Source organism: Paenibacillus sp. HGF5, assembly GCF_000204455.1.
Taxonomy (GTDB): domain Bacteria; phylum Bacillota; class Bacilli; order Paenibacillales; family Paenibacillaceae; genus Paenibacillus_AQ; species Paenibacillus_AQ lautus_A.
In genome coordinates this window covers 21,746-46,485 of sequence record NZ_AEXS01000066.1, presented here as the reverse complement: position 1 = coordinate 46,485, position 24,740 = coordinate 21,746, and the positions used below count along the sequence as shown (strand labels likewise).

The 24,740-nt window shown below is 51.2% G+C and carries 24 protein-coding genes; 17 read left to right on the top strand and 7 right to left on the bottom strand.

All coding sequences use genetic code 11. The features are described from left to right. Positions 1–149 precede the first annotated feature (149 nt). The 7 genes from HMPREF9412_RS10685 (at position 150) to HMPREF9412_RS10655 (ending at position 8,765) form a co-directional block, all read left to right on the top strand. Positions 150–836, top strand: a complete 687-nt coding sequence (locus HMPREF9412_RS10685) for a hypothetical protein (protein WP_009591454.1) — start codon at positions 150–152, stop codon at positions 834–836. A gap of 279 nt (positions 837–1,115) precedes the next feature. Next, positions 1,116–2,684 carry a peptidoglycan DD-metalloendopeptidase family protein gene (locus HMPREF9412_RS10680; protein WP_009591464.1) on the top strand — a complete coding sequence of 523 codons (1,569 nt, stop codon included), beginning with the start codon at positions 1,116–1,118 and terminating at the stop codon, positions 2,682–2,684. Positions 2,685–3,335: 651 nt separating this feature from the next. Next, positions 3,336–4,067, top strand: a complete 732-nt coding sequence (gene yycF / locus HMPREF9412_RS10675; protein WP_009591483.1) for a response regulator YycF — start codon at positions 3,336–3,338, stop codon at positions 4,065–4,067. Continuing rightward, positions 4,067–5,896, top strand: coding sequence for a cell wall metabolism sensor histidine kinase WalK (gene walK / locus HMPREF9412_RS10670; RefSeq protein WP_009591510.1), 1,830 nt, complete (start codon positions 4,067–4,069; stop codon positions 5,894–5,896). Before yycF ends, walK begins: the two co-directional genes overlap by 1 nt. Continuing rightward, the gene (locus tag HMPREF9412_RS10665) at positions 5,893–7,167 is read left to right on the top strand and encodes a YycH family regulatory protein (RefSeq protein WP_009591532.1); all 1,275 of its coding nucleotides are present in this window, start codon (positions 5,893–5,895) and stop codon (positions 7,165–7,167) included. The genes walK and HMPREF9412_RS10665 overlap by 4 nt, the downstream gene beginning before the upstream one ends. A gap of 37 nt (positions 7,168–7,204) precedes the next feature. Then, positions 7,205–7,954, top strand: coding sequence for a two-component system regulatory protein YycI (gene yycI, locus HMPREF9412_RS10660; protein ID WP_009591504.1), 750 nt, complete (start codon positions 7,205–7,207; stop codon positions 7,952–7,954). A 7-nt stretch (positions 7,955–7,961) separates the two neighbouring features. After that, complete coding sequence (locus HMPREF9412_RS10655) at positions 7,962–8,765, top strand: MBL fold metallo-hydrolase (RefSeq protein WP_009591509.1); 804 nt, start codon at positions 7,962–7,964, stop codon at positions 8,763–8,765. A gap of 141 nt (positions 8,766–8,906) precedes the next feature. On the opposite strand, the gene HMPREF9412_RS10650 is transcribed toward HMPREF9412_RS10655, so the two are convergent. Next, complete coding sequence (locus HMPREF9412_RS10650; protein ID WP_175320757.1) at positions 8,907–9,170, bottom strand: alpha/beta-type small acid-soluble spore protein; 264 nt, start codon at positions 9,168–9,170, stop codon at positions 8,907–8,909. A 1,121-nt stretch (positions 9,171–10,291) separates the two neighbouring features. Here HMPREF9412_RS10650 and HMPREF9412_RS10640 point away from each other — a divergent pair. The 3 genes from HMPREF9412_RS10640 to HMPREF9412_RS10630 all read left to right on the top strand — a co-directional run bounded on the left by HMPREF9412_RS10640 (position 10,292) and on the right by HMPREF9412_RS10630 (position 13,471). After that, the gene (locus tag HMPREF9412_RS10640; protein WP_036671897.1) at positions 10,292–11,659 is read left to right on the top strand and encodes a S1C family serine protease; all 1,368 of its coding nucleotides are present in this window, start codon (positions 10,292–10,294) and stop codon (positions 11,657–11,659) included. Between the two features lie 410 nt (positions 11,660–12,069). After that, on the top strand, positions 12,070–12,237 hold the full coding sequence (locus tag HMPREF9412_RS32025; RefSeq protein ID WP_007129186.1) for a CxxH/CxxC protein: 168 nt from the start codon (positions 12,070–12,072) through the stop codon (positions 12,235–12,237). A 187-nt stretch (positions 12,238–12,424) separates the two neighbouring features. Further along, on the top strand, positions 12,425–13,471 hold the full coding sequence (locus HMPREF9412_RS10630; protein ID WP_009591484.1) for a GTPase: 1,047 nt from the start codon (positions 12,425–12,427) through the stop codon (positions 13,469–13,471). A gap of 103 nt (positions 13,472–13,574) precedes the next feature. On the opposite strand, the gene HMPREF9412_RS10625 is transcribed toward HMPREF9412_RS10630, so the two are convergent. The 3 genes from HMPREF9412_RS10625 to HMPREF9412_RS32020 form a co-directional block, all read right to left on the bottom strand. Beyond that, positions 13,575–13,868: a hypothetical protein gene (locus HMPREF9412_RS10625; protein ID WP_009591495.1), complete on the bottom strand. Its 294-nt coding sequence runs from the start codon at positions 13,866–13,868 to the stop codon at positions 13,575–13,577. A 110-nt stretch (positions 13,869–13,978) separates the two neighbouring features. Then, positions 13,979–14,422, bottom strand: a complete 444-nt coding sequence (locus HMPREF9412_RS10620; protein ID WP_083829918.1) for a HEAT repeat domain-containing protein — start codon at positions 14,420–14,422, stop codon at positions 13,979–13,981. A gap of 52 nt (positions 14,423–14,474) precedes the next feature. After that, the gene (locus tag HMPREF9412_RS32020) at positions 14,475–14,648 is read right to left on the bottom strand and encodes a DUF3934 family protein (protein ID WP_009591458.1); all 174 of its coding nucleotides are present in this window, start codon (positions 14,646–14,648) and stop codon (positions 14,475–14,477) included. A gap of 268 nt (positions 14,649–14,916) precedes the next feature. Between HMPREF9412_RS32020 and HMPREF9412_RS10615 the strand changes: the two genes are divergently transcribed. The 3 genes from HMPREF9412_RS10615 to rlmH all read left to right on the top strand — a co-directional run bounded on the left by HMPREF9412_RS10615 (position 14,917) and on the right by rlmH (position 17,366). After that, the gene (locus HMPREF9412_RS10615; RefSeq protein WP_009591502.1) at positions 14,917–15,495 is read left to right on the top strand and encodes a TetR/AcrR family transcriptional regulator; all 579 of its coding nucleotides are present in this window, start codon (positions 14,917–14,919) and stop codon (positions 15,493–15,495) included. 76 nt (positions 15,496–15,571) lie between these two features. Beyond that, complete coding sequence (locus HMPREF9412_RS10610; RefSeq protein WP_254664028.1) at positions 15,572–16,696, top strand: cytochrome P450; 1,125 nt, start codon at positions 15,572–15,574, stop codon at positions 16,694–16,696. 190 nt (positions 16,697–16,886) lie between these two features. Beyond that, positions 16,887–17,366, top strand: a complete 480-nt coding sequence (gene rlmH / locus HMPREF9412_RS10605) for a 23S rRNA (pseudouridine(1915)-N(3))-methyltransferase RlmH (protein ID WP_009591459.1) — start codon at positions 16,887–16,889, stop codon at positions 17,364–17,366. Positions 17,367–17,494: 128 nt separating this feature from the next. Here rlmH and HMPREF9412_RS10600 read toward each other — a convergent pair whose 3' ends face one another. Together HMPREF9412_RS10600 and HMPREF9412_RS10595 are read right to left on the bottom strand one after the other, a co-directional pair. Next, positions 17,495–18,046, bottom strand: coding sequence for a sugar O-acetyltransferase (locus HMPREF9412_RS10600; RefSeq protein ID WP_036671893.1), 552 nt, complete (start codon positions 18,044–18,046; stop codon positions 17,495–17,497). Between the two features lie 555 nt (positions 18,047–18,601). Then, positions 18,602–19,213 (bottom strand): TetR/AcrR family transcriptional regulator, encoded by a 612-nt coding sequence (locus HMPREF9412_RS10595; protein ID WP_009591481.1) that lies wholly within the window; start codon positions 19,211–19,213, stop codon positions 18,602–18,604. Between the two features lie 595 nt (positions 19,214–19,808). Here HMPREF9412_RS10595 and HMPREF9412_RS10590 point away from each other — a divergent pair. After that, positions 19,809–20,591: an SDR family NAD(P)-dependent oxidoreductase gene (locus HMPREF9412_RS10590; RefSeq protein WP_009591470.1), complete on the top strand. Its 783-nt coding sequence runs from the start codon at positions 19,809–19,811 to the stop codon at positions 20,589–20,591. Positions 20,592–20,679: 88 nt separating this feature from the next. Here HMPREF9412_RS10590 and HMPREF9412_RS10585 read toward each other — a convergent pair whose 3' ends face one another. Continuing rightward, a complete protein-coding gene (locus HMPREF9412_RS10585; protein WP_441295366.1) occupies positions 20,680–21,795 on the bottom strand; it encodes a PRK06851 family protein in 1,116 nt (371 codons plus the stop codon). A gap of 299 nt (positions 21,796–22,094) precedes the next feature. On the opposite strand from HMPREF9412_RS10585, the gene pnuC reads away from it, so the two are divergent. The 3 genes from pnuC to HMPREF9412_RS10570 all read left to right on the top strand — a co-directional run bounded on the left by pnuC (position 22,095) and on the right by HMPREF9412_RS10570 (position 24,740). Then, positions 22,095–22,772, top strand: coding sequence for a nicotinamide riboside transporter PnuC (pnuC, locus tag HMPREF9412_RS10580; protein WP_009591497.1), 678 nt, complete (start codon positions 22,095–22,097; stop codon positions 22,770–22,772). Continuing rightward, positions 22,769–23,779 (top strand): AAA family ATPase, encoded by a 1,011-nt coding sequence (locus HMPREF9412_RS10575; protein WP_009591520.1) that lies wholly within the window; start codon positions 22,769–22,771, stop codon positions 23,777–23,779. The genes pnuC and HMPREF9412_RS10575 overlap by 4 nt, the downstream gene beginning before the upstream one ends. 76 nt (positions 23,780–23,855) lie before the next feature. After that, positions 23,856–24,740, top strand: coding sequence for an NUDIX hydrolase (locus HMPREF9412_RS10570; RefSeq protein WP_009591527.1), 885 nt, complete (start codon positions 23,856–23,858; stop codon positions 24,738–24,740).

The following is a 24,740-nucleotide window of genomic DNA, read 5'->3' as shown; positions in this document are numbered from 1 at the left end:
GAAAAGGAACCGAATCATGAAATATATCAAATCGAAGTAGAAAAATTGGCGATCCCCACGATTGAAGCGATACCGAGCGGTCAATACTGGAAAAAGAAAGCAATCATCGTCATGTCATTGCAGCATGCATGAGGAAGGAGGAGATACGGATGAAGTGGATGAAATGGCTGCTAAAACTCAGCTTGACCGCCATCCTGGTGAGCACGCTTACGATTGTGACCACGGGCATCGTCGTCAATGCCTATATTCAATCGGTGTTATCCAGCTTTAACATTCAGCTGGAAGCGGAGCCGATGGGGGTGGGAGGTATTATGAAGTCCATGCTGGGCGTGGGCTCCGGCACCAAGCCGGATGCAGGCAGCGTCAATGCCGCGAAGGACAATCGCCAATTGGACGAAGATCTGGGCGCAGCGGACGATAAACCGGAATCGGAAGCCGGCACCGAAACGAATGGAGGGGCCAAGGAGGACGAAGAGACGAGTTCAGGATCAACGGGAACGTCAGGGGAGACTTCGAACGATGAAGAGGCACCGGATAATTCCCTGCCCGTCATGGGCACGAATACGACAGAGTCTGGCGGCTCCTCCCTGGAAGATCAGGAGATTGTCATGACACCGGGGGACATCGTGGACCGGAAGGACCGTTTGCCAACGGAGGAGAAGGAAGAGATTTTCACCATGCTGATGAACAAGCTGCCCCAATCGGAAATGCAGAAGATCTCCGAGGCGATGGAGGACGGTCTGACCGCTGCGGAGCTTGCGGATATCGAGCAGGGCATATCCAAATATTTGAATCCGGAAGAATTCGATAAACTGATCACCATGCTCAAAGAATAACGGTATGACGGGTTTCAGGCAGGCTCTGTCACCGTTTTGTCACCGGCATGCAAAAGCCCCATACTGGAAAATATCAGGAAACCCGCGCGGGGCGCGGGTTTTTCGCTGTTTTCGTAAACTTGAAATGATTGTAAAGGCTATGTTAAAGTATACGAAGATCGAAAAGGTTAAAATTTTGATACCTTTTGACAGGTTGTGTCACATTCAATGCTAAGTCAGCACGTTCAGATGAACGAATAATGGATTCTTACATATGGACAAGGCTTAAAGGAGAGAGACATGAAAGGTTCTAAGGGGAAACGGTGGATGGACAGCATCTTGCGCAAGCAAGCGGCGGATCATTCTACCCTCAATCACAACTCAAATCAGGAGTCCCCGATGTCGTCGAATCCGTCAAAGCGGGGGTGGACATCACCGCGCAGATGGATTTGGATGTCGGCAGGGGTATTGCTCATAGCAGGATCGATATATACCGGCGGAAAAGCTTACGTGAACGCGAATACAATTCCGTTCTATCATGTGTATGTAGATGGGGAATCGATCGGTACCATTCAAGATGATGCCCAGCTTGCCCAGCTGCTGAAAGCGAAGCGGAAGGAATATCAGGAGAAGTATCCTGATGTGCCCATGGCGCTTCATACCGACGGCATCACCACGAAGGCCGACCGTTCCTATAAACCGGACGTGAACAGCGAGGAGACGCTTTCTAAGCTGGATGGCATGCTGACAGCATATGCCCGCGGCGTGGAGCTGAAGGTGGACGGCAAGACGGTGGCGATCGTGAAGGATCAACAGACGGCCAAGGCTGCCGTCGAAGCGGCTAAGCTGAAGTTCGCTCCAGCTGCTGCGCAGAAGGAGAAGACGCAGAAAGTCGCTTTCACGAAAACGTCCGCATCGGCATCGAGCCAGAAGAAGGATGACGCAAGCGGGCTCCAGTCCGTGGACATCAAGGAGAAGATTTCGCTTGCCAACACGAAGGCTGACCCGAACAAGGTGCTGGACGTGGAAGAAGCGGTCAAGGTGCTTACGGGCACGAAGGACAAGCCGGTGGTGTACACGGTAAAAGAGGGAGATACGATTTCCTCGATCGCGCAGCAATTTGGCATGAAGTCTGCTGACGTCATGGCCCTCAATCCCGGACTCGAAGAGAAATACGTTCAGATCGGGGCCGAGCTGCAGGTGACGAAGCCGGAAGCGCCGCTGACGGTCCGAACGGTGGAGACGGTGTCGGTGAAGCAGCCGAGCAAACCAGAGACGATTGTTCGCAAGAGCAGCGAGCTCCCGCTGGGCAAACGGAAGGTCGTCCGTCCCGGACGGGACGGCGTGAAGACGGTGGATTACATCGTGACCAAAGAGAACGGCAAGGTTATCTCCAAGCAGTGGACAGGCCAACAGGTGGTTCAGGAATCCCTGCCGGAGGTTGTGTATAAAGGCACCAAGGTAGCACCGAAGAAAAAAGCGGCAGCGGTGACCCAGAAGTCCAGCGGCAGCATGTTCGCTTGGCCGGTGAGCGGGGCGCGCATTACGAGCTCCTTCGGACATCGCTGGGGAAGAAGCCATGAGGGCATTGATATGGTTGGCGGAAGCACCATTATGGCAGCGGCCTCCGGAAGAGTGGTCTTCGCGGGTCAGCAGAGCGGTTACGGCAACGTCGTCATTGTCGATCACGGCAATGGATATCGCACGCTGTACGGGCATATGAGCAAGATTTCCGTCGGCAACGGCCAGTCTGTTGGACAAGGGTCCAAGCTTGGCGTCATGGGTAATACGGGCCGTTCCACCGGAACGCATCTGCATTTCGAAGTGCAAAAAAATGGAGTTGCCCAAAATCCGATGAAATATCTGTAGTTCTGTGTTATACTAGGTAAACCAATGCGACATAAGCCATTATTGGTTCATATATCATAATAGTGAAGATGGCCGCTCCTTAACGGGGGCGGCCATCTTTGCGTCTTTAACAGGGGGTGTTTGGGGATGTGGGACAGAACGGGAAAATAGTCTGCAGTGGTGTCGCAAGCGGTGTCCTTCTCCGTCGCTGTTGAATTCGGAAAATAGGAATGCCGCTTACGATGAGATTTTCCGAATCCAAAGGCGATCGCTGCCGCTCTCCGAATGACACCGCTTGCTGCAGGAGAGGGCGTTTTCCCTTATCTGTCGGATCCATCCCCTTATTTTCGACTAAGCTGCGAAGGGAGGCCGCCCCCTGAATCGGGACGGCCGTAGGGGAGGCGGTGTGGGTGGGACAGAACGGGAAAATAGTCTGCAGTGGTGTCGCAAGCGGTGTCCTCCTCCGTCGCTGTTGAATTCGGAAAATAGGAATGCCGCTTACGATGAGATTTTCCGAATCCAAAGGCGATCGCTGCCGCTCTCCGAATGGCGGGACCAGTGGGTGTGTAGCGGCGGCAGGTGTGGTAAAATGTAAAGAAGACCGTTTAAGTGTGAGTTCAAAAAGGGATTTTTTGAACATCCTCTTTAAGAAGGTATGAGGTGAACAGGAAGATGCAGGGAACCATTCTGGTGGTGGATGACGAACAGCCCATCGCCGATATTTTAAAGTTTAACTTGGAAAAAGAGGGCTATGAGGTCATCTGCGCCTTTGACGGCATTAGCGCCGTGGAGATTGCGCTCACGCAGCGGCCGGATTTGATGCTGCTTGATTTGATGCTGCCCGGCAAAGACGGAATGGACGTGTGCCGCGAGGTACGTGCCGCTAACCTGCAGATCCCGATCATCATGCTGACGGCGAAGGACGGAGAGATCGACAAGGTGCTTGGGCTTGAGCTCGGGGCGGATGATTACGTGACGAAGCCGTTCAGCACGAGAGAAATACTCGCACGCGTGAAGGCGCATCTGCGACGTCAGCAGAAGCCGGACAACTCGGCGGATAACACAGGCGGCACAAGTGCAGGCGGACAAGGCCTGCGGCTGTTTGAGCTGTTTATTGATACGGACATGTACATGGTATACAAAAGCGGGGAAGCGCTCGATCTGACGCACCGCGAATATGAATTGGTGTATTATTTGGCCCGTAATGCCGGCAAAGTGATGACTCGGGAACATTTGCTGCAGGCGGTATGGGGCTTTGAATACTTTGGCGATGTGCGGACCGTGGATGTTACGATTCGCCGACTTCGCGAGAAGATTGAAGAGAACCCGAGCAAACCGGAATATATCCTGACTCGGCGCGGACTGGGCTACCTGATGCGCAGCGCGAAAAACGGAGGCCTGTAATGAAGTGGCTGTCCTTCTTCCGCACCATCCAGGCGAAGGTCATCATCATTTATGTCCTTCTCATTCTGATCGCGATGCAGCTGATCGGGGTGTATTTTGTGAGTGCGATGAAGAACTCGCTGACCAGCAACTTCACGAAGGACTTGCAGGAACGCGCAGAGCTGATGTCGGTTCTGGCGGCCAAAACCCTTGGCGGCGAGAATGATACGGAAGAGGATCCGATCGAGAGCCTGCGCGTCATGGTGAACAATCTGTTCAACCTGAACGGCGCCGAAATCCAGGTGCTGGATTCCACCGGGCGGGTGTTGACCACCTCGTTGCCCTCCCACGCCGATTATGTGAGCACCAAGAATACGCAGACGGTTGTCAGCCGGGCGCTGCAGGGAATACAGGATAATGAGGAGTACATCATCGACGATGATAATATCCGCAAAAAAGTGGTGGCCAAGCCCGTCATGTACAACGAGAAAATCGTCGGCGCGATATATATCGTAGCCAGCATGAGCGAGCTGTACAGCACGATGCAGCGGATCAACAATATTTTTATATCGGGGATTCTCTTGGCCCTCGGCTTGACCGCGGTGCTCGGCGTCATCCTGTCGCATACGATTACCCATCCGATCAAGGAGCTGACCAAACATGCGCGGGCTGTCGCGGACGGCCGGTTTACCGAGAAAACGCCGGTATTCGGCAGCGATGAGATCGGCCAGCTCAGCCAGGCGTTCAATTATATGACCAGCCGTCTGCGCGAAGCCCTCTCGCAGAACGAAGAGGAGAAGGAGAAGCTTGCTTCCATCCTGACGAATATGAGCGACGGCGTCATCGCAACCGACGAAGCGGGGCGTGTCATCCTGATGAACCGGCGCGCCGGCGAAATGCTGGGCGTGGAGGGGGAAGAGCTGGCAGGACACGATATCGTGTCCCTGCTGGGTCTGGAACAATCCGAATCCGAAGCTTTGGCGCGCGGCGAAGGCCATGATTCCAAGCTGCTTGAGATTACGCCGCGCGAGGGCGGTGAGCCGTTCATGATGCGCGTGACCTTCACGCCGATTCACCGGCGGGAGATCGGCATCACGGGCACGATTGCCGTGCTGCAGGACGTCACCGAGCAGGAGAAGCTGGAGGCATCCCGGCGGGAGTTCGTGGCGAATGTATCCCATGAGCTGCGCACGCCGCTGACAACCATCAAGAGTTATACCGAGGCGCTGGAGGATGGCGCACTGGAGGATAAACAGATGGGGCCGAGATTCGTCGGCGTCATCCAGAATGAGACAGGCCGGATGATCCGGCTGGTGACGGACCTGCTGCATTTGTCCCGGCTGGATTCCAAGGAGGCCGCTCTGCATAAGGAGCGGACGGACATCGTGGAAATGCTGGAGGATGTAGAGGACCGATTCTCTTTCCAAATGAAGCAAAAGCATATTCGTACCATTATCGAAGTGAAGCCGGGCGTATCCACGGCGATGCTGGACCGGGACGGCATTGACCAGGTTCTCGATAACCTGATATCCAACGCCCTTAAATATACGCCGGACGGTGGCACCATCACCATGGATGCAAGCATAACGGAGGAAGGCATGTTATCCTTATCCGTTAAGGATACCGGGATCGGTATTCCGAAGAAGGATCTGGACCGGATCTTTGAGCGCTTCTATCGGGTGGATAAAGCACGGACGCGCAATTTGGGCGGAACGGGCCTCGGTTTGTCCATTGCCCGGGAAATTGTCAGGGCACATGGAGGTTTCATTACGCTTCAATCTGAATTGGAGAAGGGCACCACGGTGACCTTTACCTTGCCCCTGGACGATGAGGGGAGGGTGTTAGCGTGAAGGAGCGAATGAAGACCGTGCTGCTGGTCCTGTTGGTCGTTGGCAGCTTGGTACAGAGTTATGTGTTGATTTTCCGTTTTCCGGGCAGCGACTCGGTTGTGCAATCGAAGGACGCCTATATCCGAACCGAGGAGATGGGGCCGGAAGAGAAGCCCGAGAATCTGCTCTTTCCCGACAAAATGGTCATTCATCTGGGCGAAGACAAGCATACGGTGTTCTATCCGAACGATACGTTCTATAATCTCGTGTATAATCGGCTTAAAGGCCGAACCTTTGATAATTTCCAGCGGCGGATGGTCAGCAACATCGATTGGGCCAAGGTTCGCTCCGAGAATCGAGGCATTGAGCTGAGCTTTGATTCGGGCATTCCGGTAACGCTGCTCCAGAGAGTGATGCAGATCGTCCCGGACACCCTGTTTGAAGGGGAAAGCATCAACAAAATGTGGCTGTACAGCGTAGAAGGCGAAGCGAAGATCCATGTCATGTTTTTCAGTACGGAGGGCGATGTCGTCTATGAGGCCGCCCAGGCGGATTTGACCGTACAGGACGTGGATCAGCTGGTGGACTTCGGGCTGAGCTGGACGCCGTATAAGATGGTGGATGGCCGGTACTATACCCCCGAGAAGGAGCTGAATATGGTCAGTGTTGAGCTGCCGATCGGCGAATATACGGTTGATCAAATGCAGCGCAGCCTGTTCTTTGACCCGAGCATCACCCGTAACATCCGGGAAAAAGACGGCTCCGAAATTTATACGGACAGTAAGCGGAGCCTCCAAGTAGACCAGGGGCAGAAATGGATCAGCTATACGGATCCGGCTGCACCGCCATCCGGAGAGAGCAGTCCCGGCAAGGATGTGCTGTCCGCTATCGATTTCGTGAATCAGCACGGAGGCTGGAATGGCACATACAGGCTGGCTAAAGCGGGTGAATCCGAGGATCGGACACTGGTAAAATTCCAGCAATACTACGGTGGATTCCCGATCCTGAATACGCCAGGCTTCCAATATGGCGTCATGGAATTGGATTTGCAGCAGGGAACGGTAACCTCCTATGAGCGCTCGCTGTTATATCTCGAGCCGGCCTCATTGAAGAAACAGATGGTAAAGCTTACGGGAGGCGAAGCCTTGGAAGCGAAGCTGAAGCCTTACGAGGAGAGTGTGGTTACGGGTCTGGATCCCGCCTATTTGCCGGTGAGGACGGGCGAAGGGCTGCTGCTGAAGCCGGTATGGGCTTTAAAGCTCCAGAACGGCTCGGTTGTCATACTCGAGTAATCATACGGGGTACATTGGATCACAAGGAGGGATATTCATGGATTGGGGCCGTGCCAAAAATGTTCTGATTTACGCGTTTTTGCTGCTGAATCTGGTGCTGGGCTATCAGCTCTGGATGGATTACCGCGAACAGGTCGGCTCCAATCTGGATTTCACCTCGCTTTCCGAGAGTACCCAGCAGGTGATGGAGGAGAATGGGATTCAATTGCTGAGTCCGATCCCGACGGAAACGCCGCAGCTGCCCAAAATTAATTATATCTACAGCGCTGAAGCCCAGGGAGAGCCCGTAGGGCTGGAGCAGCCGGTGGATACGAAGCTGATTTATGCCGATGAGAAGGAATTGCGGAATGCGCTGGAAGGCAAGATTGCGGATCTTGGGAACTATCGCCATGACGAGCCGTCAGACAAGGAGAATGTTTTCATATTCCGGCCGTTGGTCCAGAAGGAATGGCCGCTGTTTAATGTGGAGTTGGAGTTTATCCACGAAGCCCAGAAGATCCATGCGTTTCGCGAACCCGTATTCGAGATTCTGCCAAGCAGCGATATGGAGGAACAGAAGGTTCTCCCTGCATCGAAGGCCTTGGAAACCCTTATCGAACGTAATTTCATCCCGCCTGATTCGGCGGTGCGCGATATTCAGCTTGGTTATTATGGGCAGTTGTTTAATACAGAGGATCAGTTGGCAGCACCGACCTGGCGGTTTACGCTGGATCATGGCGAAATGATCTATGTACAAGGCATCAGCGGGGACGTGCTGACGCCAAAAAGCGATACGACAAAGGAGTAACAAGACTATGGGGATTTCATTTTCCGTGCTGTCGAGCGGCTCGACGGGCAATGCGACCATTGTCCGCAATGAGGATACGACACTACTGATTGATGCGGGCCTAAGTGCAAGACGCATCGATGAGCTGTTGAAGGAACGCGAAATGATGGGAGAAGAAATCGACGGAATCCTGGTCACGCATGAGCATTCGGATCATATCCGGGGGCTTGGCGCGGTGGCGCGCAAATACAATCTGCCGATCTATGCGAATGAGAAGACGTGGGAAGCGATGAGCAAGTCGCTGGGCAAGATTGCGGAAGAGAACCGGATTGTGCTGGAGAGTCATGAGGTCAAGGATTTTGGCACGCTGCGGGTGGAGCCGTTTGAAATATCCCATGACGCTGCGGCACCGGTCGGTTACTGCTTCTATGACGGCGACGAGAAGCTCGGCGTTGCCACGGACCTCGGTTATGTCAGCGACAAGGTGAAGAAAGCGCTGGATGGATCGGATGTGCTGGTGCTGGAAGCCAATCACGATATCGAGATGCTCCGGATGGGACGGTATCCGTGGAATACCAAGCGCCGAATTCTCGGCGATATGGGGCATTTGTCGAATAATTCGGCAGGCGATGCTTTAAGCGAATTGCTGACGGGCGATACCAAACGGACGTATCTGGCCCATCTCAGCCTGGATCATAACATGATGGACCTGGCAAGAATGACCGTACGCGATACGATGGAAGACCGCGGCTGCTTCTTCAAGGACAGCGAATTTAAATTGTGCGATACGTATTATGACCGTCCGACCCCTTGGGATAAAGTCGGGGAATAGTTTAGGCGGACCGTTTGCCTGACACGAATTTAGCATTCTTAACATGGATATTTTTATAAAAAACAGCCCCACGGTCATGATTGATGACATGGGGCTGTTTTGCTGTTACGGGCGTATCACATGCTGAGTTACGGATCGTCTCTAACGCTTGCTGAGGCTTTCTTGCGCCATACGAACCATTTCCCGAACCATGGAACCGCCGATGGCACCGCCGACTTTACCTGCCTGTTCGGTGGTCAGGTCTCGATTGTCGCCGGGTTTCAACGGCACGCCGAGTGATTTGGCCACCTCATATTTGACGTCCTGCTGCCGCTGGGGGTCGACTTGATAGCCTTCGTTTCGCATCACGCTTGTCATGAACTGCTGCATTTCGGGACTCCGGTGCCGACGTGATCTTCTTGCCATCCTTAACCCTCCTTGCATATGATTTCCCCTTTATAACATTCCCTGCGGGCAACCTGCAGATGAATGGATAACCTAACCAGTGCCAGGAGACGGAGGGGCAGGTCGAAATCCTATGGCTTGCGCAGGCAATGTGCTTTTTTGATAGGTCAAACAGGGTAGGTGAGCCTTGTTTGCAGGCATACTGCAGAGGGGAAGGGGAAGTATTTTTGCAGCGGAGAGCTTAGGAAAGAATAAGTGACGGTGAATCCAAATAGGAATGATGTGTGGGTCGCCGGAGAGCTGTGGCAACGGCATTCCGAAATGAATATATTTGGCCTGAAAGACCAACTCTGTTGCCATTTTCTTAACACATTTCTTCGGTATAGTCTTTAAAGGGGGAATGCACGAATCAAGGGCTGCCGCTGCCAGGATTGCGGGTATGAGGGAATAGGGGATCATGGAATATCCTCGAAAAATGGAACCTTTTGGCTGTCTGGCTCGTATACAAGGGTATTGTGTTCACCCGGACAATCGCTACGATCAAATGTAAAATCTCTCTTTACACAGACTCTTAAAATTGCCATCAATTTAGCATTTGTTTTTACCAAAGAAAGCTGACGTGAACCTGTGTTCGTGTGGTACAATAGGAGCACCGGAAGGTCCGAGGGCTGTGGTTAAGCACCAGCAACGAACTAGAGCACGGGGTGCTTATATACGCCAAATGCAGACGACCCAGGTATTCCCATCTTTTTTAGAAAAAAACGGATGTTTCGCGCTTAAAACGCCCTGTTTGTGGTAATAGAAGGATACAGGGTCTTTTTTGAACGGTCGGGTGTCAATACATACCTTTTCTGGAACTAGATTTCTGGCTGTGGGTTCAAATATTGGATAAGGAGCGATATTTCACTAAAAGTTCAAAGACAGAGCTCAAAAATGCAACTTTTTGAGCCGCAGAAGAGTCATACAATAGAGAGATATTTAACAGGTGGCACGCTGCCGATTCATAGAGAGATAGATACATGCGGTGCAAGGCGGTTGTTATGACGACAAGATGGTTTTAGTAGGTCAGTCGGTAATGGCGGTAGGTCTGAAGCTGGTAAAGTATCTTGACGCGTAGCAACCAAGGGGAGAGAGGGATCGCAATGGGATTGTTTGACGATGATTTCTATTCAACTAAAATTTCCAGACGGAGCAAAAATACCAGCGAGGACCGATCTGAGCGAACGAAGTGGCGGTCCACCCGCCGCAGGAAGGGTTTATCCACATTCCAGATTTCCGCGATCAGTTCCGTGTGCAGCGCCTTGATTGCGGTGATGCTGTTCAGCTTCATTACAGGTCATCCTGCGACGTCGTCACCGATTACCATGATCAATGGCAGTCATCAGCTGTCCACGTCGGATGGGGATCCTTATGAACGAATTATTAGCGCTGCCCAGAAGGTGCGTCCTGCGGTTGTCAGCGTATTGACGCATAAAGAGACACCGCTGCCTGAAGAGGAAGGGATCGAGGGTGAAGGTCTGGAAGAGGAATCCGGAACGCTGCCTGAGGAAGAGGGTGACTTCGAGCTTCCGGAAGGGTTCGACTTCGGCGATGATTTTGATTTCGGCGAAGATTTCGGCGGCTCGCAAGAGGATGCCCTTGGATCCGGCGTCATCTTCAAGAAACTCGAGGGCAAAGCCTTCGTGATTACGAATAACCATGTGGTGGAAGGCGCCGATTCCCTGGAGGTTGTGCTGGTAGGCGGCGAGAAGAAAAAAGCGACCTTGGTCGGCACGGACAACGTCAGCGATATTGCCGTTCTGTCGATTGACAGCAAAGGCATCGGCGAGGTTGCCGAGTTTGGGGACTCTTCCAAGCTTCGTCTCGGCGAAACGGTAATCGCCATCGGCAACCCGCTGGGTTTGGGCGATACGCTGACCTCCGGGATTGTCAGCTATACCAACCGTATCATTCCGGTATCCCTGAACCAGGACGGCATTTACGACTGGGAGCAGGAGGTCATCCAGACCGACGCAGCCATTAACGAGGGCAACAGCGGAGGCGCTTTGGTGGACCTGAACGGTAAAGTCATCGGCATCAACACGATGAAGATTGCCGACACCGGCGTCGAAGGACTCGGGTTCGCGATTCCGGTCAACGAAATTACGGAGGTCGTAACCGAGCTGATGCTGAAGGGGCATATTGCCCGCCCTTATCTCGGCGTATACACCGTCGACTTGAGCAATCCGTATGCTCCGCTGAGCAAGAAGGAGAAGGAGGATCTCAAGCTGCCGAAGACGGTAACCGAAGGCGTGGTCGTGCTGGATGCGCTTGGCCCTGCGCTGGATGCCGGTCTGCAGCTGAACGACGTGATCGTGAAGCTGGATGGCAAACCGATTACAACGACGCTCGAGCTCCGCAAGCACCTGTACTACAACACGAAGGTGGGCGGAGACCTGAACGTGACCTTCTATCGTGACGGCAAGCTGCAGTCGCTGAAGGTCAAGCTGGAAGAGAAGCCTGGAGAATAACGCAGGCTGCCCTTGGCGGACAATCCGCGAGTGTACCATTTTTCCGCAAAGATGTGCTTGTTCGTTGTTTATAGAAACAAATAGCGGGTATATATTATCGTTAGCATGGAATAGTATCCATATATAGAGAGATTGAAAAAGGTTAGATACGAGCCGTTGAAACGGCCGCGAAAGAAGAGCGTGAAACACGCTCTTTTTTTGCTGCTCACCTGTAATTAAGTTGGGCGGAAGGCCTTGGGATGTGAAATCCATGGATGGATCGGAAGCTTTTGTGGATTGAAATGCAGCGGGGATGGGCAATTGGGTTAAAAACATTTCTTTTTCTCGTAGAGTGTGGTAGAACAGAAGAGTGGCTATACAGGTTTGAAGGAAAACACAACATGAGGCGAAAGATAGAAAGGATGCATAGAATGTACGTCGTATGCAAGGAACATGTGGAACTAGCGATCGAAAATTTCGTGGATGAATATGAGGATGCCCCGGATATTGTTGATCTGAAGGAGACCGAGTTTTCGGACTGGGACCCACCGGTGAAGTGCGCGGAGTGCGAGAAGCATGCTGAATTTTTAATTGTGTAATGTGAACTTTTTAATTCAATAAATAATGCGAATGGGAAAGCGTGATGAATTCACGCTTTTTTTGTTTAAGAGAATCATGAAGGGAATCGAAGAAACGCAGCTTCGGTGGACAGTCCTGCGTAGTGTATGATGAATGTATAGATTGCACGGAGGCGCGAAAACCTATCGTGAATGGAGACGATCAGACATGGATGATTACGGAAAAGCTTGGGAAGAAGAGATCAAGCGGGCAGCCGATGAGGCCTACGAGAAGGAAATGGATGAAATCAACCGCCAGCTGAAGCAGGAAATCCTCATTGCACTGATTGGCGACGTGAATACGGGCAAGTCTTCCACCATGAACCGGATCGTGGGCGAAGAGGTGGCTGGCGTCGGGGCCGAGCCCGGGGAAACGACGGTGATTCATCCGCACAAGTACAAGGACCATATATCCTTTATCGATACACCCGGACTGAATGATGTGAACACCGCCAATTCGGAGGTGACCTTGAATTACTATAAACAGGCGGATATCGTGCTGTTCTTTCTGAACGCTGCAGGCACCGTCTTCTCGGAGGCGGAGAAGAAGTCGTTTGACAAAATTCAAAGCGTCAACTCGAACATTCTGATCGTGCTGAACAAAATCGACGCCGCGGATGAAATCGATCGCCTAGTGGCGCGTATCCGGAAGGAGACCGAAGGGCGCTATGAGGTTGTGCCGGTGTCCTCACGGACGGGCCAGAACATCGATCGGCTGCGGAGCAGCATTCTGGAGATACTTAAAAAAAAGTCTAAAGACATCCTCTTTGCCAAAAGCATCAAGGAAAAGTCGGCGACCGCCAACGGGTGGATCATCGGTGCCTCGATCTCGGCAGGAGCGGTAGGCGCATCCCCCATTCCGGGATCGGATATCATTCCGATTACCGGCATTCAAGTGAGTCTGCTTACCCGGCTTGCGGTGCTGTACAATAAGCCGATCAGCAAGGAGACGGCGAAGGAGCTCGTCATTGCCACGATATTCGGTAATATCGGGAAGAGCATTTTCCGGCAGATCGTGAAGGTGTTCCCTGGCGCGGGATCGGTCGCCGGAGCGACGGTAGCGGGTGCTACAACCTTGGCGCTTGGATATGCAGTGAAGTACGCTTACGAGCACAACATCGAGATCAATACGGCGAATATTACAAAGCTTTATAAGAAATTCAGAGAGAAGGCCGAGACAGGATCGGAATCGGAATCCAAGTCCGAGTCGAAGTAAGCAAGTTAATGTCGAATGCATACCACTTTAAACGGATGGAATAGAAAAAGGGGCCTTCGGCCCCTGATCATAGCTGCGTCATAGCAGCGATATTTATCATTATTTACTTCATGGCAGCCGCATGATCGGCTTTGGCCTGCTCCAGCATCGATTTCCAATCCGGGAAATCGGTTTCTCTGGAAACATGACGGTCAAACAGTTCGTCCGGAATGTTATCGATATCTTCGTGCGTTTCCACTTGGAAGTTGCCTTTTACGACAAAATCCCCAAAGCTGCTATGGGATGAATGCTTACGCATAAACGATTCATTGAACAGCTTTTCCAGAGAGATGTTATCCGGATCCTCCTGTACCGATTTTTGGCCTTGCAATTCCTTCAGCAGATCATCAAACGACATGGGCTTTTGCTTTCTCAGAGTACCACTCCTATAAATTAATATTTGTGTTCAGTATAACATAACCGGAATTCTCATATACATGGTTAGCATCCGGAAGGCTGGGTGCACCGTTATCTTCTTAACAGTGAAGACCAGGTTTGCTCCAGCCAGCTGTCGAATTCTTCCCCTTTGTCGCCCTCGTACGTATCGTAGATGTCGATTCTCATCTTCTTCAGTTTCTCTTTGAAGTCTTCATACGTGTGGTCACGGGGAAGGCTTTTTTTGATGCGCAGGAGCACCTTCGAAACGTCCTTCATCAGCTCGCCTTTACGTCTATCGGGCATCTGCACGTCCTCGCCAAAGGCCCGGAGTTTATGATAGGCTGCCTCCCTCACTTGGTGAACCGCATCCGTATTCAGTCTATGCAGCAAAATATCGATGGATTTCTGATTTTTCCAATTTCCCAGCTCTTCAACGGCATTTAAGCGTTCTCTCCAATTGGCGTTTCGGTTGGCGGAGCTTTTCAGTTCCTCATAATTCGACGGCATGTCCGTCAAAACTTCTTGATTGTCCAATCCGTTCATCTCCTTCATAGTTGTGTCAGGGGTTCATAAAACCATATGTTCATTATGGGGTACCCTTATGATTACCGGCGTCTTCTGTATTGTTTGCCTGCTTGGTCCCTTTACTGGTATAAGGTTTGGGTTTACTCTTGGCTCTTCTTGCGCTTGCATCCCATCGGCTCCAGCCTTTCTTGCCTGTGCCTCTGCCTGTTCCGCCCTTGCCCTTGGATTTACTCAACCCATCACTCCGTTACACTATATTCTTATCCCTATATGCTGATTCTTTACCAGCCCTGTTGAAATATACACCGTATTTGTCCATATGTATAGGATACCACGGAAATAAACCTAAGAATCGAAATAGATCGAGATATGAATCCAACATTCATATGGAGGAAAAGCGTATCCGTTGACTAATTTTTGCCAGCATGGTATCTTATTTTTGAACTGACCAGTCAGAATAAGAACGGTGAACTAAATTTAGCTGTGAAGGGGCCGACCCTATTGTGAGCAAAGAAAAAATTATCCAAGCAGCCATTGAAGTATTCTCCGAGAACGGATACCACCGCGCAAGCATGGACGAGATTGCCGCCCGCGCCCAGGTTGCCAAGGGGACACTGTACTACAACTTCCCGGGCAAATCCCAGCTCTTCAAGACGGTGGTGAAGCAGGGCTTTGAGGATATCATGCAACGGACGGAAGCGGATCTGAATTCCTCGCTGCCGATGAAGGAGAAGATTGAGCGGACGATTCGCCATCATCTGGATTTGTTTCTGGAATCCCGACATTTCTCGCATATCGTATTCAATGAGATTTCGAACGGTATCGAGCAGGATGTCCTGGATGAGTTAAAGGAGCTTAAGCGGAATTATTTAAGCTTTCTGGCAAGCATGATTGAGGAAGGACAGTGTGAGGAGAACCTGTGCCGTGCCGTGGATCCCAACCTGGCCGCTGCCAGCATCGTCGGTACGCTGGAGAGCACTTGCAATTACTACTTGAATCATCAAGATCGGTATTCGCGCCAGGATCTGGAGCAGTTTGCATTCACGATGATTACCCAAGGCCTGTTTATATCGCTAGAATAAGCAAGGCCTTCTTTTTTTACATGTGTATAACTGACCAGTCAGTTCAAATTTGATGAGGAAAGCGAAGGTGTTAAGCATGGAATGGAATAAGAACGGTTTACTTCCGCTGGAATGGTTCCGCCAGATGCGGACGGAATCTCCGGTGGCGGCCATTGATGGTGGCGGAGCCTGGAACGTATTTAAATACGAGGATGTCAAAGCGGTCTTCACGAATTACGAAGTGTTCTCTTCCCAGGGCTCTTCATCCTCCGATGACCCTATTGAATCCAGTGTGCTGCGGCAGGATCCGCCCAAGCACCGCCAGCTGCGCAAGCTGGTATCCCATGCTTTTACGCCTCGCATGATCGAATCGCTTGCCCCCAAGATCCAGGAGATCACGACCTCCCTGTTGGACGAAGCGGAGAAGAAGGGGAAGATGGATATCGTGGCTGATCTCGCAAGTCCGTTACCGATCACGGTGATCGCGGAAATGCTCGGCGTATCGATGGAGTACCGGGAACGGTTCAAGGCCTGGTCGGATGCTCTGGTGGGCGACAATCCCGATGCCTATTACCAATGCCAGCGCGAGATGAGCGAATACTTCTCCGAGATCGCAGAGGACCGTCGCCGGCATCCGCAGGACGATCTGATCACGAAGCTGGTCGAGGCCCGCATCGACAATGAACACCTGACCGAACTGGAGATTATCGGGTTCTGCATTCTCCTTCTCGTAGCCGGCAACGAAACGACGACCAACCTGATCTCTTCGGCCGTGCTCGCCTTCGACAGTCTGCCTGAGGTCCGTGCAGAGGTGCTTGGAGATTCAGCGCTGCTTCCTGGGGCCATCGAGGAAGTCTTCCGCTATTTCTCGCCCGTTCAGCTGATGTTCCGCAGCGTGAAGCAGGACACGGTGCTGCGGGGGCAGGAGCTGAAGCAGGGACAGTTCGTTTATATCTGGATGGCCTCGGCCAACCATGACGAGGATGTGTTTGATCAGCCGGACGTATTCAACATCCATCGGAATCCGAACCCTCACTTGGGTCTGGGCAGCGGCATCCACTACTGCATGGGCTCTCAGTTAGCCCGCATGGAGTCCCGAATCGCCCTCCAGACCTTGCTGGACCGTTACCCCGAATACCGTCGGGACCGCTCCGTAGAGCTGGCACGGATGGACAGCACGATGATGTTTGCGCTGAAAGAGCTGCCGGTCATTTTAAAATAGATAGGAAGTGAAGAAGAGTCGCTCCCGTTGGAGAGGGCTCTTTTTTAATATGCGGCTTGAGTTTAGTGGAATCGAATGAGGGTGAGCGCTCTTTTAGGAGGTGGGATGCGTATGGTATGTCCTTTAATTGGCAGTGGCACCATGTTAGAATGAACGTCATAAAGTCGAGTTTAAGGAGCGAAACAGCGCCATGAATATACAGATTGTATGCGTAGGCAAGTTGAAGGAGAAGTACCTGGTTCAGGGCATTGCGGAGTACAGCAAGCGTCTTGCGCCGTATGTGCGCCTGACCGTGCACGAGGTGCCGGATGAGAAGGCGCCGGAGAACATGAGTGAAGCGGAGATGCGTCAAGTGCAGGAGAAGGAGGGCGCCGGCATTCTCGGCCATATCAAGCCCGACACCCATGTCATCGCCCTGGCGATCGGCGGCCAGCTGTGGTCCAGCGAGGACCTGGCGGCCCATATGGACAAGCTGGGCACGTACGGGACCAGCAGCGTGGCTTTTGTCATCGGCGGCTCTAACGGCCTCTCCGAGGACGTCCTGAAGCGTGCCCAGACGAAGCTCAGCTTCGGACGGATGACCCTGCCGCACCAGTTGATGCGTCTGGTGCTGGTGGAGCAGATTTACCGGGCGGTGAAGATTAATCGGGGGGAACCGTATCACAAATAGGGCGAAAATAGGAGGGAGTGTGTACGCCCTCCCTCCTTACTAGCACTGATTCTTATCAAGTATCTACTTCACCTTATGCCACAAAGGCTCAACTAAAACTATGCGGCATAATAAAGTCTGTGTGACAATTAAAGTGAGCGGATTGCCGTACAAGGGTTGCCGACAGCCAAAGTGTTCGGCGGAATATCCTTAGTAACAACACTGCCTGCACCGATTACACTATTCGCGCCGATCGTTACGCCTGGCAATATGATGGCTCCAGCACCGATCCAGACATTGTCGCCAATCTTGACAGGAGCTGTGTATTCTAGTCCCGCCAAACGTTGCTCCACATCCATCGCGTGATTTTCCGTTATGATACAAACATTGGGGGCGATAAATACGTTGTCTCCAATCGTAATGAATCCGCTGTCCATAAGTTTGCAGTTGAGATTAATGAAGCAATTATTGCCCAGCGTGGTATTATACCCATAAGTACAAAAAAGCTGCTGCTCCACAACACAATTTTCGCCGACTTTACCGAGCAATTCGCGTATAGCGGCACGTCGTAAATCGCGCTCCAGTGGGTGCAGATTGTTATAGTCGTACAGTTTCTTCACAGTGACATCACGGTCCGCAACAAGCTCTGGGTCATTAGGTTGGTACAACAAGCCAGCATGTGATTTTTCTTTTTCAGTCATTTCAGACACCTCGTAAAATATTTGATTTTCTCTCGACAATTCTGTGCTTTCCCGGCAAAATGTGTCATTTCGTCATACTTAATACAATAGGTACAACTTCTAGACTGCAATCAAGAACTACATATTGTATAAGTTAGGAACACAAAAAGACCTCTCTGTTTCATCAATAGAGGGGTCAATGGCTTAAAAGTACTCCTCAACGTTCTCATCAAAAGTTAGCTCGATGAGCAAAAGAGTTCATTATTTAGCTTGCTGCTCCAGAGAAACCACGTCCAATAGCAAATCACCTATCCGCTACCCCTGTACCTATCGCTCAATTATAAGCTGAGTCTTCTATTATAAGCCGTTATGAAAGAGCGTTAAGAGGCTCCCACTTATTGGGTAGCCTTTTTGTATTTCCTTGCTAAGCTAGTGAATGGTTTTTAGTCCGTCCTGTTCATCGGCGGAGCCATATACTCGATGGAACCCCATGGCACTGTTTCCGATTGCAGAGACTTCGGGTTCATGGGAGCCAACCTTGCGTGTTTATATAACGATATTCCTCTGCGCTAAGGTTTAGGAAGACTTTGTGGAAGGAGTGGATTTGCCGGCAGGCCAGGTGGAGAGCGCCTGCTCGGCAACAGCCTCTAGCATATTGCGGCTGAAGCCGGCCTTGGCTTGAACGGCCATACCGTGGAGCACAGCCATCACGAATGCAGCTAGCGCAGCACAGTTTGCGGTCTCCGGCAGATCTCCCTCCTGCTTTGCCCGCTCGAAACGATCACGCAGCGAAGCCTCTCCGTCCGCACGGGCATCGATCAGTGCACGTCGAATAGGTTCGGCATCGTCCGAGCCAGCCAAGTCACCGTGGACATATAGACACCCCTTGTGATCCGGGTAACGAGTTTGCAATTCGGCCGCACCGCGAAAGATGTGTGCGACCACCTCCCGCGAGGTCGGCAGCTCCAGCGCCGCCGGGAAGAAATCATGATAGTGCTCGTAATAGCGCTCAAGAACTCGGCGGAACAATGCCTCCTTGTTGCCAAACGCCGAGTAGAGCGCGGGGCGTTCAACACCTGTGGCCTGCGTCAGGTCAGTGTACGACGCGCCCTCGTAGCCTTTGCGCCAAAACACGCAAAGCGCTGCGTCCAATGCCTGATCCACATCGAATTCGCGGTTACGTCCCATCAGTCAGATCACCTCAACTTTTTTTATAACGATCGATATTAAAACGGTTCCTATCCAAAATTTCATTTACTCCACGTTATCATAACACACGTTACAGAATGCTGCCAATCCACCGGGGTTCTGCGTCAGCGCACGATCGGCCAAAATCTCGGCCGTCTGGATCTAGTGTCACGTATCAGGCGCCATACCCGGCCTGCGCTGATGATCTATCTCGTCAGAGCGCGGCGCATCGTCCTAACGTGACGCTGCCTGACGCCCCTGTAAAGGAACGAATGACAGTGTGCATCAAAATGTACAACACCATTTAACGTAATGTTCATTATGATATTGACAATGGAAATAAGAGGGTATAATATAATTTAACGTAATGGTCGTTATTTAATTGGATCACAGATCGAGGTTGTCCAGCGACGTGCATAGAGATTCTTTTTCATACAGAAAACGTTAAAGGGGGTTCTTTTTATGTAGAAACATTGATGGATTAAGCGAAGATTTATTTACAACATGGGGGTACCGCCAGCTAAATAATTTTAAACCCGCGCTGAGAAGTTTTAACCAAAATATCATTTAAATTCTCTTATAAGGAGTAGATTATATGTCGACAAATGAAGGAAGATTCAGTGGTAAGGTTGCTTTGATTACAGGGGCAAGTCGTGGGATGGGCGCTGAAATAGCCAAAAAATTAGCTGCCGGCGGAGCGGAATTTATAGGCGTTCATTACGCCAGTAATAGGGATGCTGCATTAGAAGTTGTTGAAGAGATTAAGGCGCTGGGCTCAAAGGCTGTGGCTCTGGAAGCAGAATTAACCACTGGTATTTCCGGTGTAAAAAAGCTTTGGGCCGCATTTGAAGATGCTGTTCGCTCGGAAATCGGATCTGTGCAATTGGACATCTTAATCAATAACGCAGGTATTGCACCGGCCATTCCTTTTGAAGAAACGTCAATTGAAACGTTTGAAGATGTCATTAATGTTAATCTTAAAGCTCCATACTTTATTACTCAAGCAGCTGGTCCGTTTATACGGAACGGTGGACGAATCATTAACATTTCTACTGGCTTTACTCGTGTTGCCGGTCCAACGCATTCCATTTATTCGGCTTCCAAGGGAGCCATTGAGACACTTACTTTGGCATTAGCTCCACTTTATGCAGCAAAAGGTATTACTGTTAACGCAGTAAGGCCGGGAACTACGGCTACTGACATGAACAAGGATTGGCTCGCAAACCCAGAAGCTCATGCTGAAGCAGCTTCAATGTCTGCATTCGGGAGAGTTGGCACCACTAAAGACGTTGCTGATGTAGTTGCGTTTGTAGCATCTGAGGAGGCGCGATGGATCACGGGGCAATTTATTGATGCTACCGGAGGAACTAGGCTGTAAGTATGTTATATCGTATGTGGGTTTGAACACATTCATTGAAGCGTCAAGGAACATTTCAATGTCCTTGACGCTTTTGGGTGGTATCTTACTATGAAAGCTGAATGGAGCCGATCAGTTCATTCAATTCGGACTGTAATTGCAGGTGAAATTTCTCTACGATCGAAAAATCGGTGGCCGCAACATAGTAGGCCTTAATTTGAGAATCGATGGCTTCGGCTTCTGCCAGATGGGAGGTGGCCTCTTTCATTTTTGCCGAATAGCGTGCTTTGATACCGGCTATTTCGGCAGCGTGGGCTTCATCTGTTCCAGGAGCTATAGTCCGTATATACATATCCAGGATCTCATCCCCGTCCCGATCCGGAAAGTATTCATGCGGAGCGGTACTGTCGAAGATCGCTGTTCGAAGCTCCGGGAATATCAGCATATCCAGACTGTTCGGATCAAAGCCGCAATGAAACACTTGAACGTCGATTCCTTTCTGTTCGGCAGCGGAGGCAAGCTTTTTCAGCAGCGTCGATTTGCCGGATCCCGCCCTTCCTTTGATGAAAATCCGTCTTTCCAGCTGAGCGGTCAAGCTTTGAATAAAATCGAGTGCCCCCCTCGGAGTCGCAGCTCCAAAAAATAAGTGACGCGGAGCGGTTGGCGTATCGCTTTCATGACCGGCGTATAATTCTTGAATCAACTCCTGCGCAATCTGGTCGGCCTTCGAGAAATCCATGTTATCGATATAAAATTTTTCCCACTCGTCATGAATCCGCAATGCCGTTGCGAACGTTTCATACGCATTTGAATAGGCTCTCTCAAGCTTGCCACTAAGATCTTCTATCGTTATGAAGTCTCTCGGTAAAATAAGGCTGTTATTAAACGCTTCCTCGAAATGAATAAAGACGATTTCCCCGGCCCCGCTATCCGAAATCCCCTTGCAGACCCGCCCGTCGACAATACCAACCTTCAATTCCGTAAAAATAATGCCATCCAGCTCGTCGGGACGGAGAGGGGAGTGGAAGCATTGCACATGCAAGCCTTGATCCAGCAGGCTATCCGCCAAGCTTTGAATGACCGTCGATTTCCCTGTGCCTTGGGGCCCCGTAAGGACAAAAATCTTGTTCAGCCCATCAAATGCGGAGTTATACAAGAAATGAGCCCCGCGTGCAGTGTTGCCGTGGGCAAAATAGTGAGATGATTTTACTACCAACCTAAACACTCCTTTGTACCTTATTCCGATTCGCAAAGTGTACAGCATGATTGGGATAAGTGCCTATTCATTTGTATATTCCGCGTTGTAACAAGTGGTGTTCGTCCTCTCCCATGATTTTCGCTATTTGTTGAAGGGACTACAGAAGCTAAAAGATCAAGCCTCCGATAAATGGGGAGATTTCACTTGCCCTACGCGGGCTTTTCTGTTATTTTGATAGTAACAAAATGTTATTAACAAAATGATACTAAGTTTGATTAGGCGTTTTCGTTCTGTAAACTCAGTGGAGAAGACGGAGGGGATGCAATGTGAAGAAGGTTGCGAGTGGCTGGAACCTGTTCGAAATAGCTTGGTTGGCGCTGTTTACCTCGATTGCTGTCGGGTTTACGGTGATTTCAAAGGACTCTTTATTCGGATTTACCGTTTTTATTACCGGGGTGCTATGCGTGGTGCTTGCGGCGAAGGGCAACCTGATGAGCTATGTTTTCGGCATGTACAATACCGTCGGTTACGCTTATCTCGCCTATATTAACGGGTTGTTTGGAGAGGTCATGCTGAATCTGCTATTCTTCGTTCCGATGAACGTCATTGGCTTCTACATGTGGAAAAATAACCGCCAAGACGGCAAGCTGATCATGCGTCAAATGGAGCTTAGAGGTCTGCTTCTCGTTGGGGCGGTCTGCGTATTAGGCTGTTTGCTGCTGGGATATGGGCTTTCGTTCATCCCGGGACAGAACTCGCCTTACATCGATGCGACTACGACGGTGCTGTCCGTTGTAGCCACCTTCTTAATGGTCCGCAGATTCAAGGAGCAATGGCTGGTCTATATTGTGTTGAATTTGTTTACGGTGCTGCTGTGGGCGATTCGATTGCTGGAGGGCAGCAGCGAAGGCATGCTGATGATCGTCATGTGGAGCGCGTATTTGGTCAATGCGGTATACGGCTATTACAATTGGAACAAAGGGGCCAGGGAGGTGGCGGCATGAAAACGCTCGGATTAACGCTGGGGAAGTTTGCCCCGCTGCATAAAGGGCATCAGTTCATGATCGAAACGGCGCTGCAAGAGGTCGATGAGTTGATCGTGGTCATTTACGAGACGACGGTCACTCCGATCCCGCTTCATATCCGGGCGAATTGGATACGGCGACTATACCCGGCAGTCCGGGTCATCGAAGCTTGGGACGGACCGGACGGGTATTCGAATGACAGAGCGCATGAGATTCGGGAAGAACAGTATATACTCGGTTTACTGAACGGCGAGCAAGTCACGCATTTTTACTCGAGCGAATTTTACGGCAGGCATATGAGTCTCGCTTTGGGCTCGGTCGACCGGCGGGTCGATGAAGCCCGGGAGCGGGTTCCAATCTCTGCAACGATGATCCGTTCCAACCCATATAAATATAGGGAGTTCATAAGTGATATCGTGTACCGGGACTTAATCACGAAGGTGGTATTTGTTGGGGCGATGTCGACGGGAAAGTCGACGATCACCGAAGCGCTGGCAAGACGGTATAACACGACCTACGCGAGCGAATACGGACGCGATTACTGGACCGAGCATCAGGTGGACCGCAGAATCGGCCTAGAGGCGTTCGATGAAATCGCAGTGGGTCATATCGAGCGTGAAGAGCAGGCTTTGCTTGCGGCGAATCGATTCCTGTTCGTTGATACCAATGCGATTACGACATATATGTTCGCCTTGGATTACCACGGTCGGGTCCCGGAGCTATTGACCCGAATTGCTCTGGAGAACGCGCAGCGCTACGATCTGTTCTTCTTGTGCGACGATGATATTCCTTACGACGATACGTGGGATCGAAGCGGGGATCAGAAGCGGCATGTTTTTCATAAACAGATCATCGCGGATTTGAAGGAGCGGCGAATTCCCTACATTACGCTGCGGGGGAGCTTGGAGGAACGCATGCGCAAGGTAGACGAGGTGCTGGCAAAGTTCGAGCCCTATCGAAACTATTTCGGGGAGCTGAACGGTTAGAATTCGATGCAGGCAGGGAGTAAAATGAACCCATAACCACAGCTCATTAGAATCAAAAAATAAGGAGGCGCCCCCAATGGATTTGTTGGATCGGAACGGGCTTACGGAACGCGAATTTTTGGAGCAGTACCGGGCAGGAGATTACGAGCGGCCTTCGGTGGCAGCCGATATGGTGATCTTCACGGTTACGGATGAGGAGGCTGACAGTTATCGCAAATTACCGGAAAAAGAGCTCCGCATCCTGCTCATCCGCCGGGGAGGTCACCCCTTCCTGGGTAAATGGGCGCTGCCTGGCGGCTTTGTCCAGCCGAGCGAGACGACTGAGCAGGCCGCTGCAAGGGAATTGCGTGAGGAAACCGGCGTGGACGACGTTTATTTGGAGCAGTTGTATACGTTCAGCGATATCGGGCGAGATCCCCGAACCTGGGTGATGAGCTGCAGCTACATGGCTCTGATCAACAGCGACAAGTTGGAGCTTAGAGCGGGAGACGATGCGGCCGACGCTTCTTGGTTCAAGGTCTCCTATCGGCTGCTGCGGGAGCAGAAAGAGTTGATGGAGGACGGATACGTCAAGACGCTGGAGTATGAACTCAAGCTAAGCGGTGAAGAGGAGCTTTCGGCGGTCGTGGCCAGAACGTTGACCGTGAAGACGACATCGACTAGCACGGAGTATAAGATCGTATCGAATGACGGATTGGCCTTCGACCATGTAAAGATTATAGCATGCGCGATCGAGCGGCTGCGGGGAAAAGTGAATTATACCGATATTGCGCTGCACTTAATGCCAAAGCTTTTTACCTTGACGGAACTGCAGCAGGTTTATGAGGTTATTATGGATAAAGAGCTATTGAAGGCGGCCTTCCGGCGCAAGGTGGCCGATCTCGTGGCGGAGACCGATCATTACACCGAAAATGCGGGACATCGGCCATCCCGGTTGTATCGGAGAAAACTGGAGGATTAA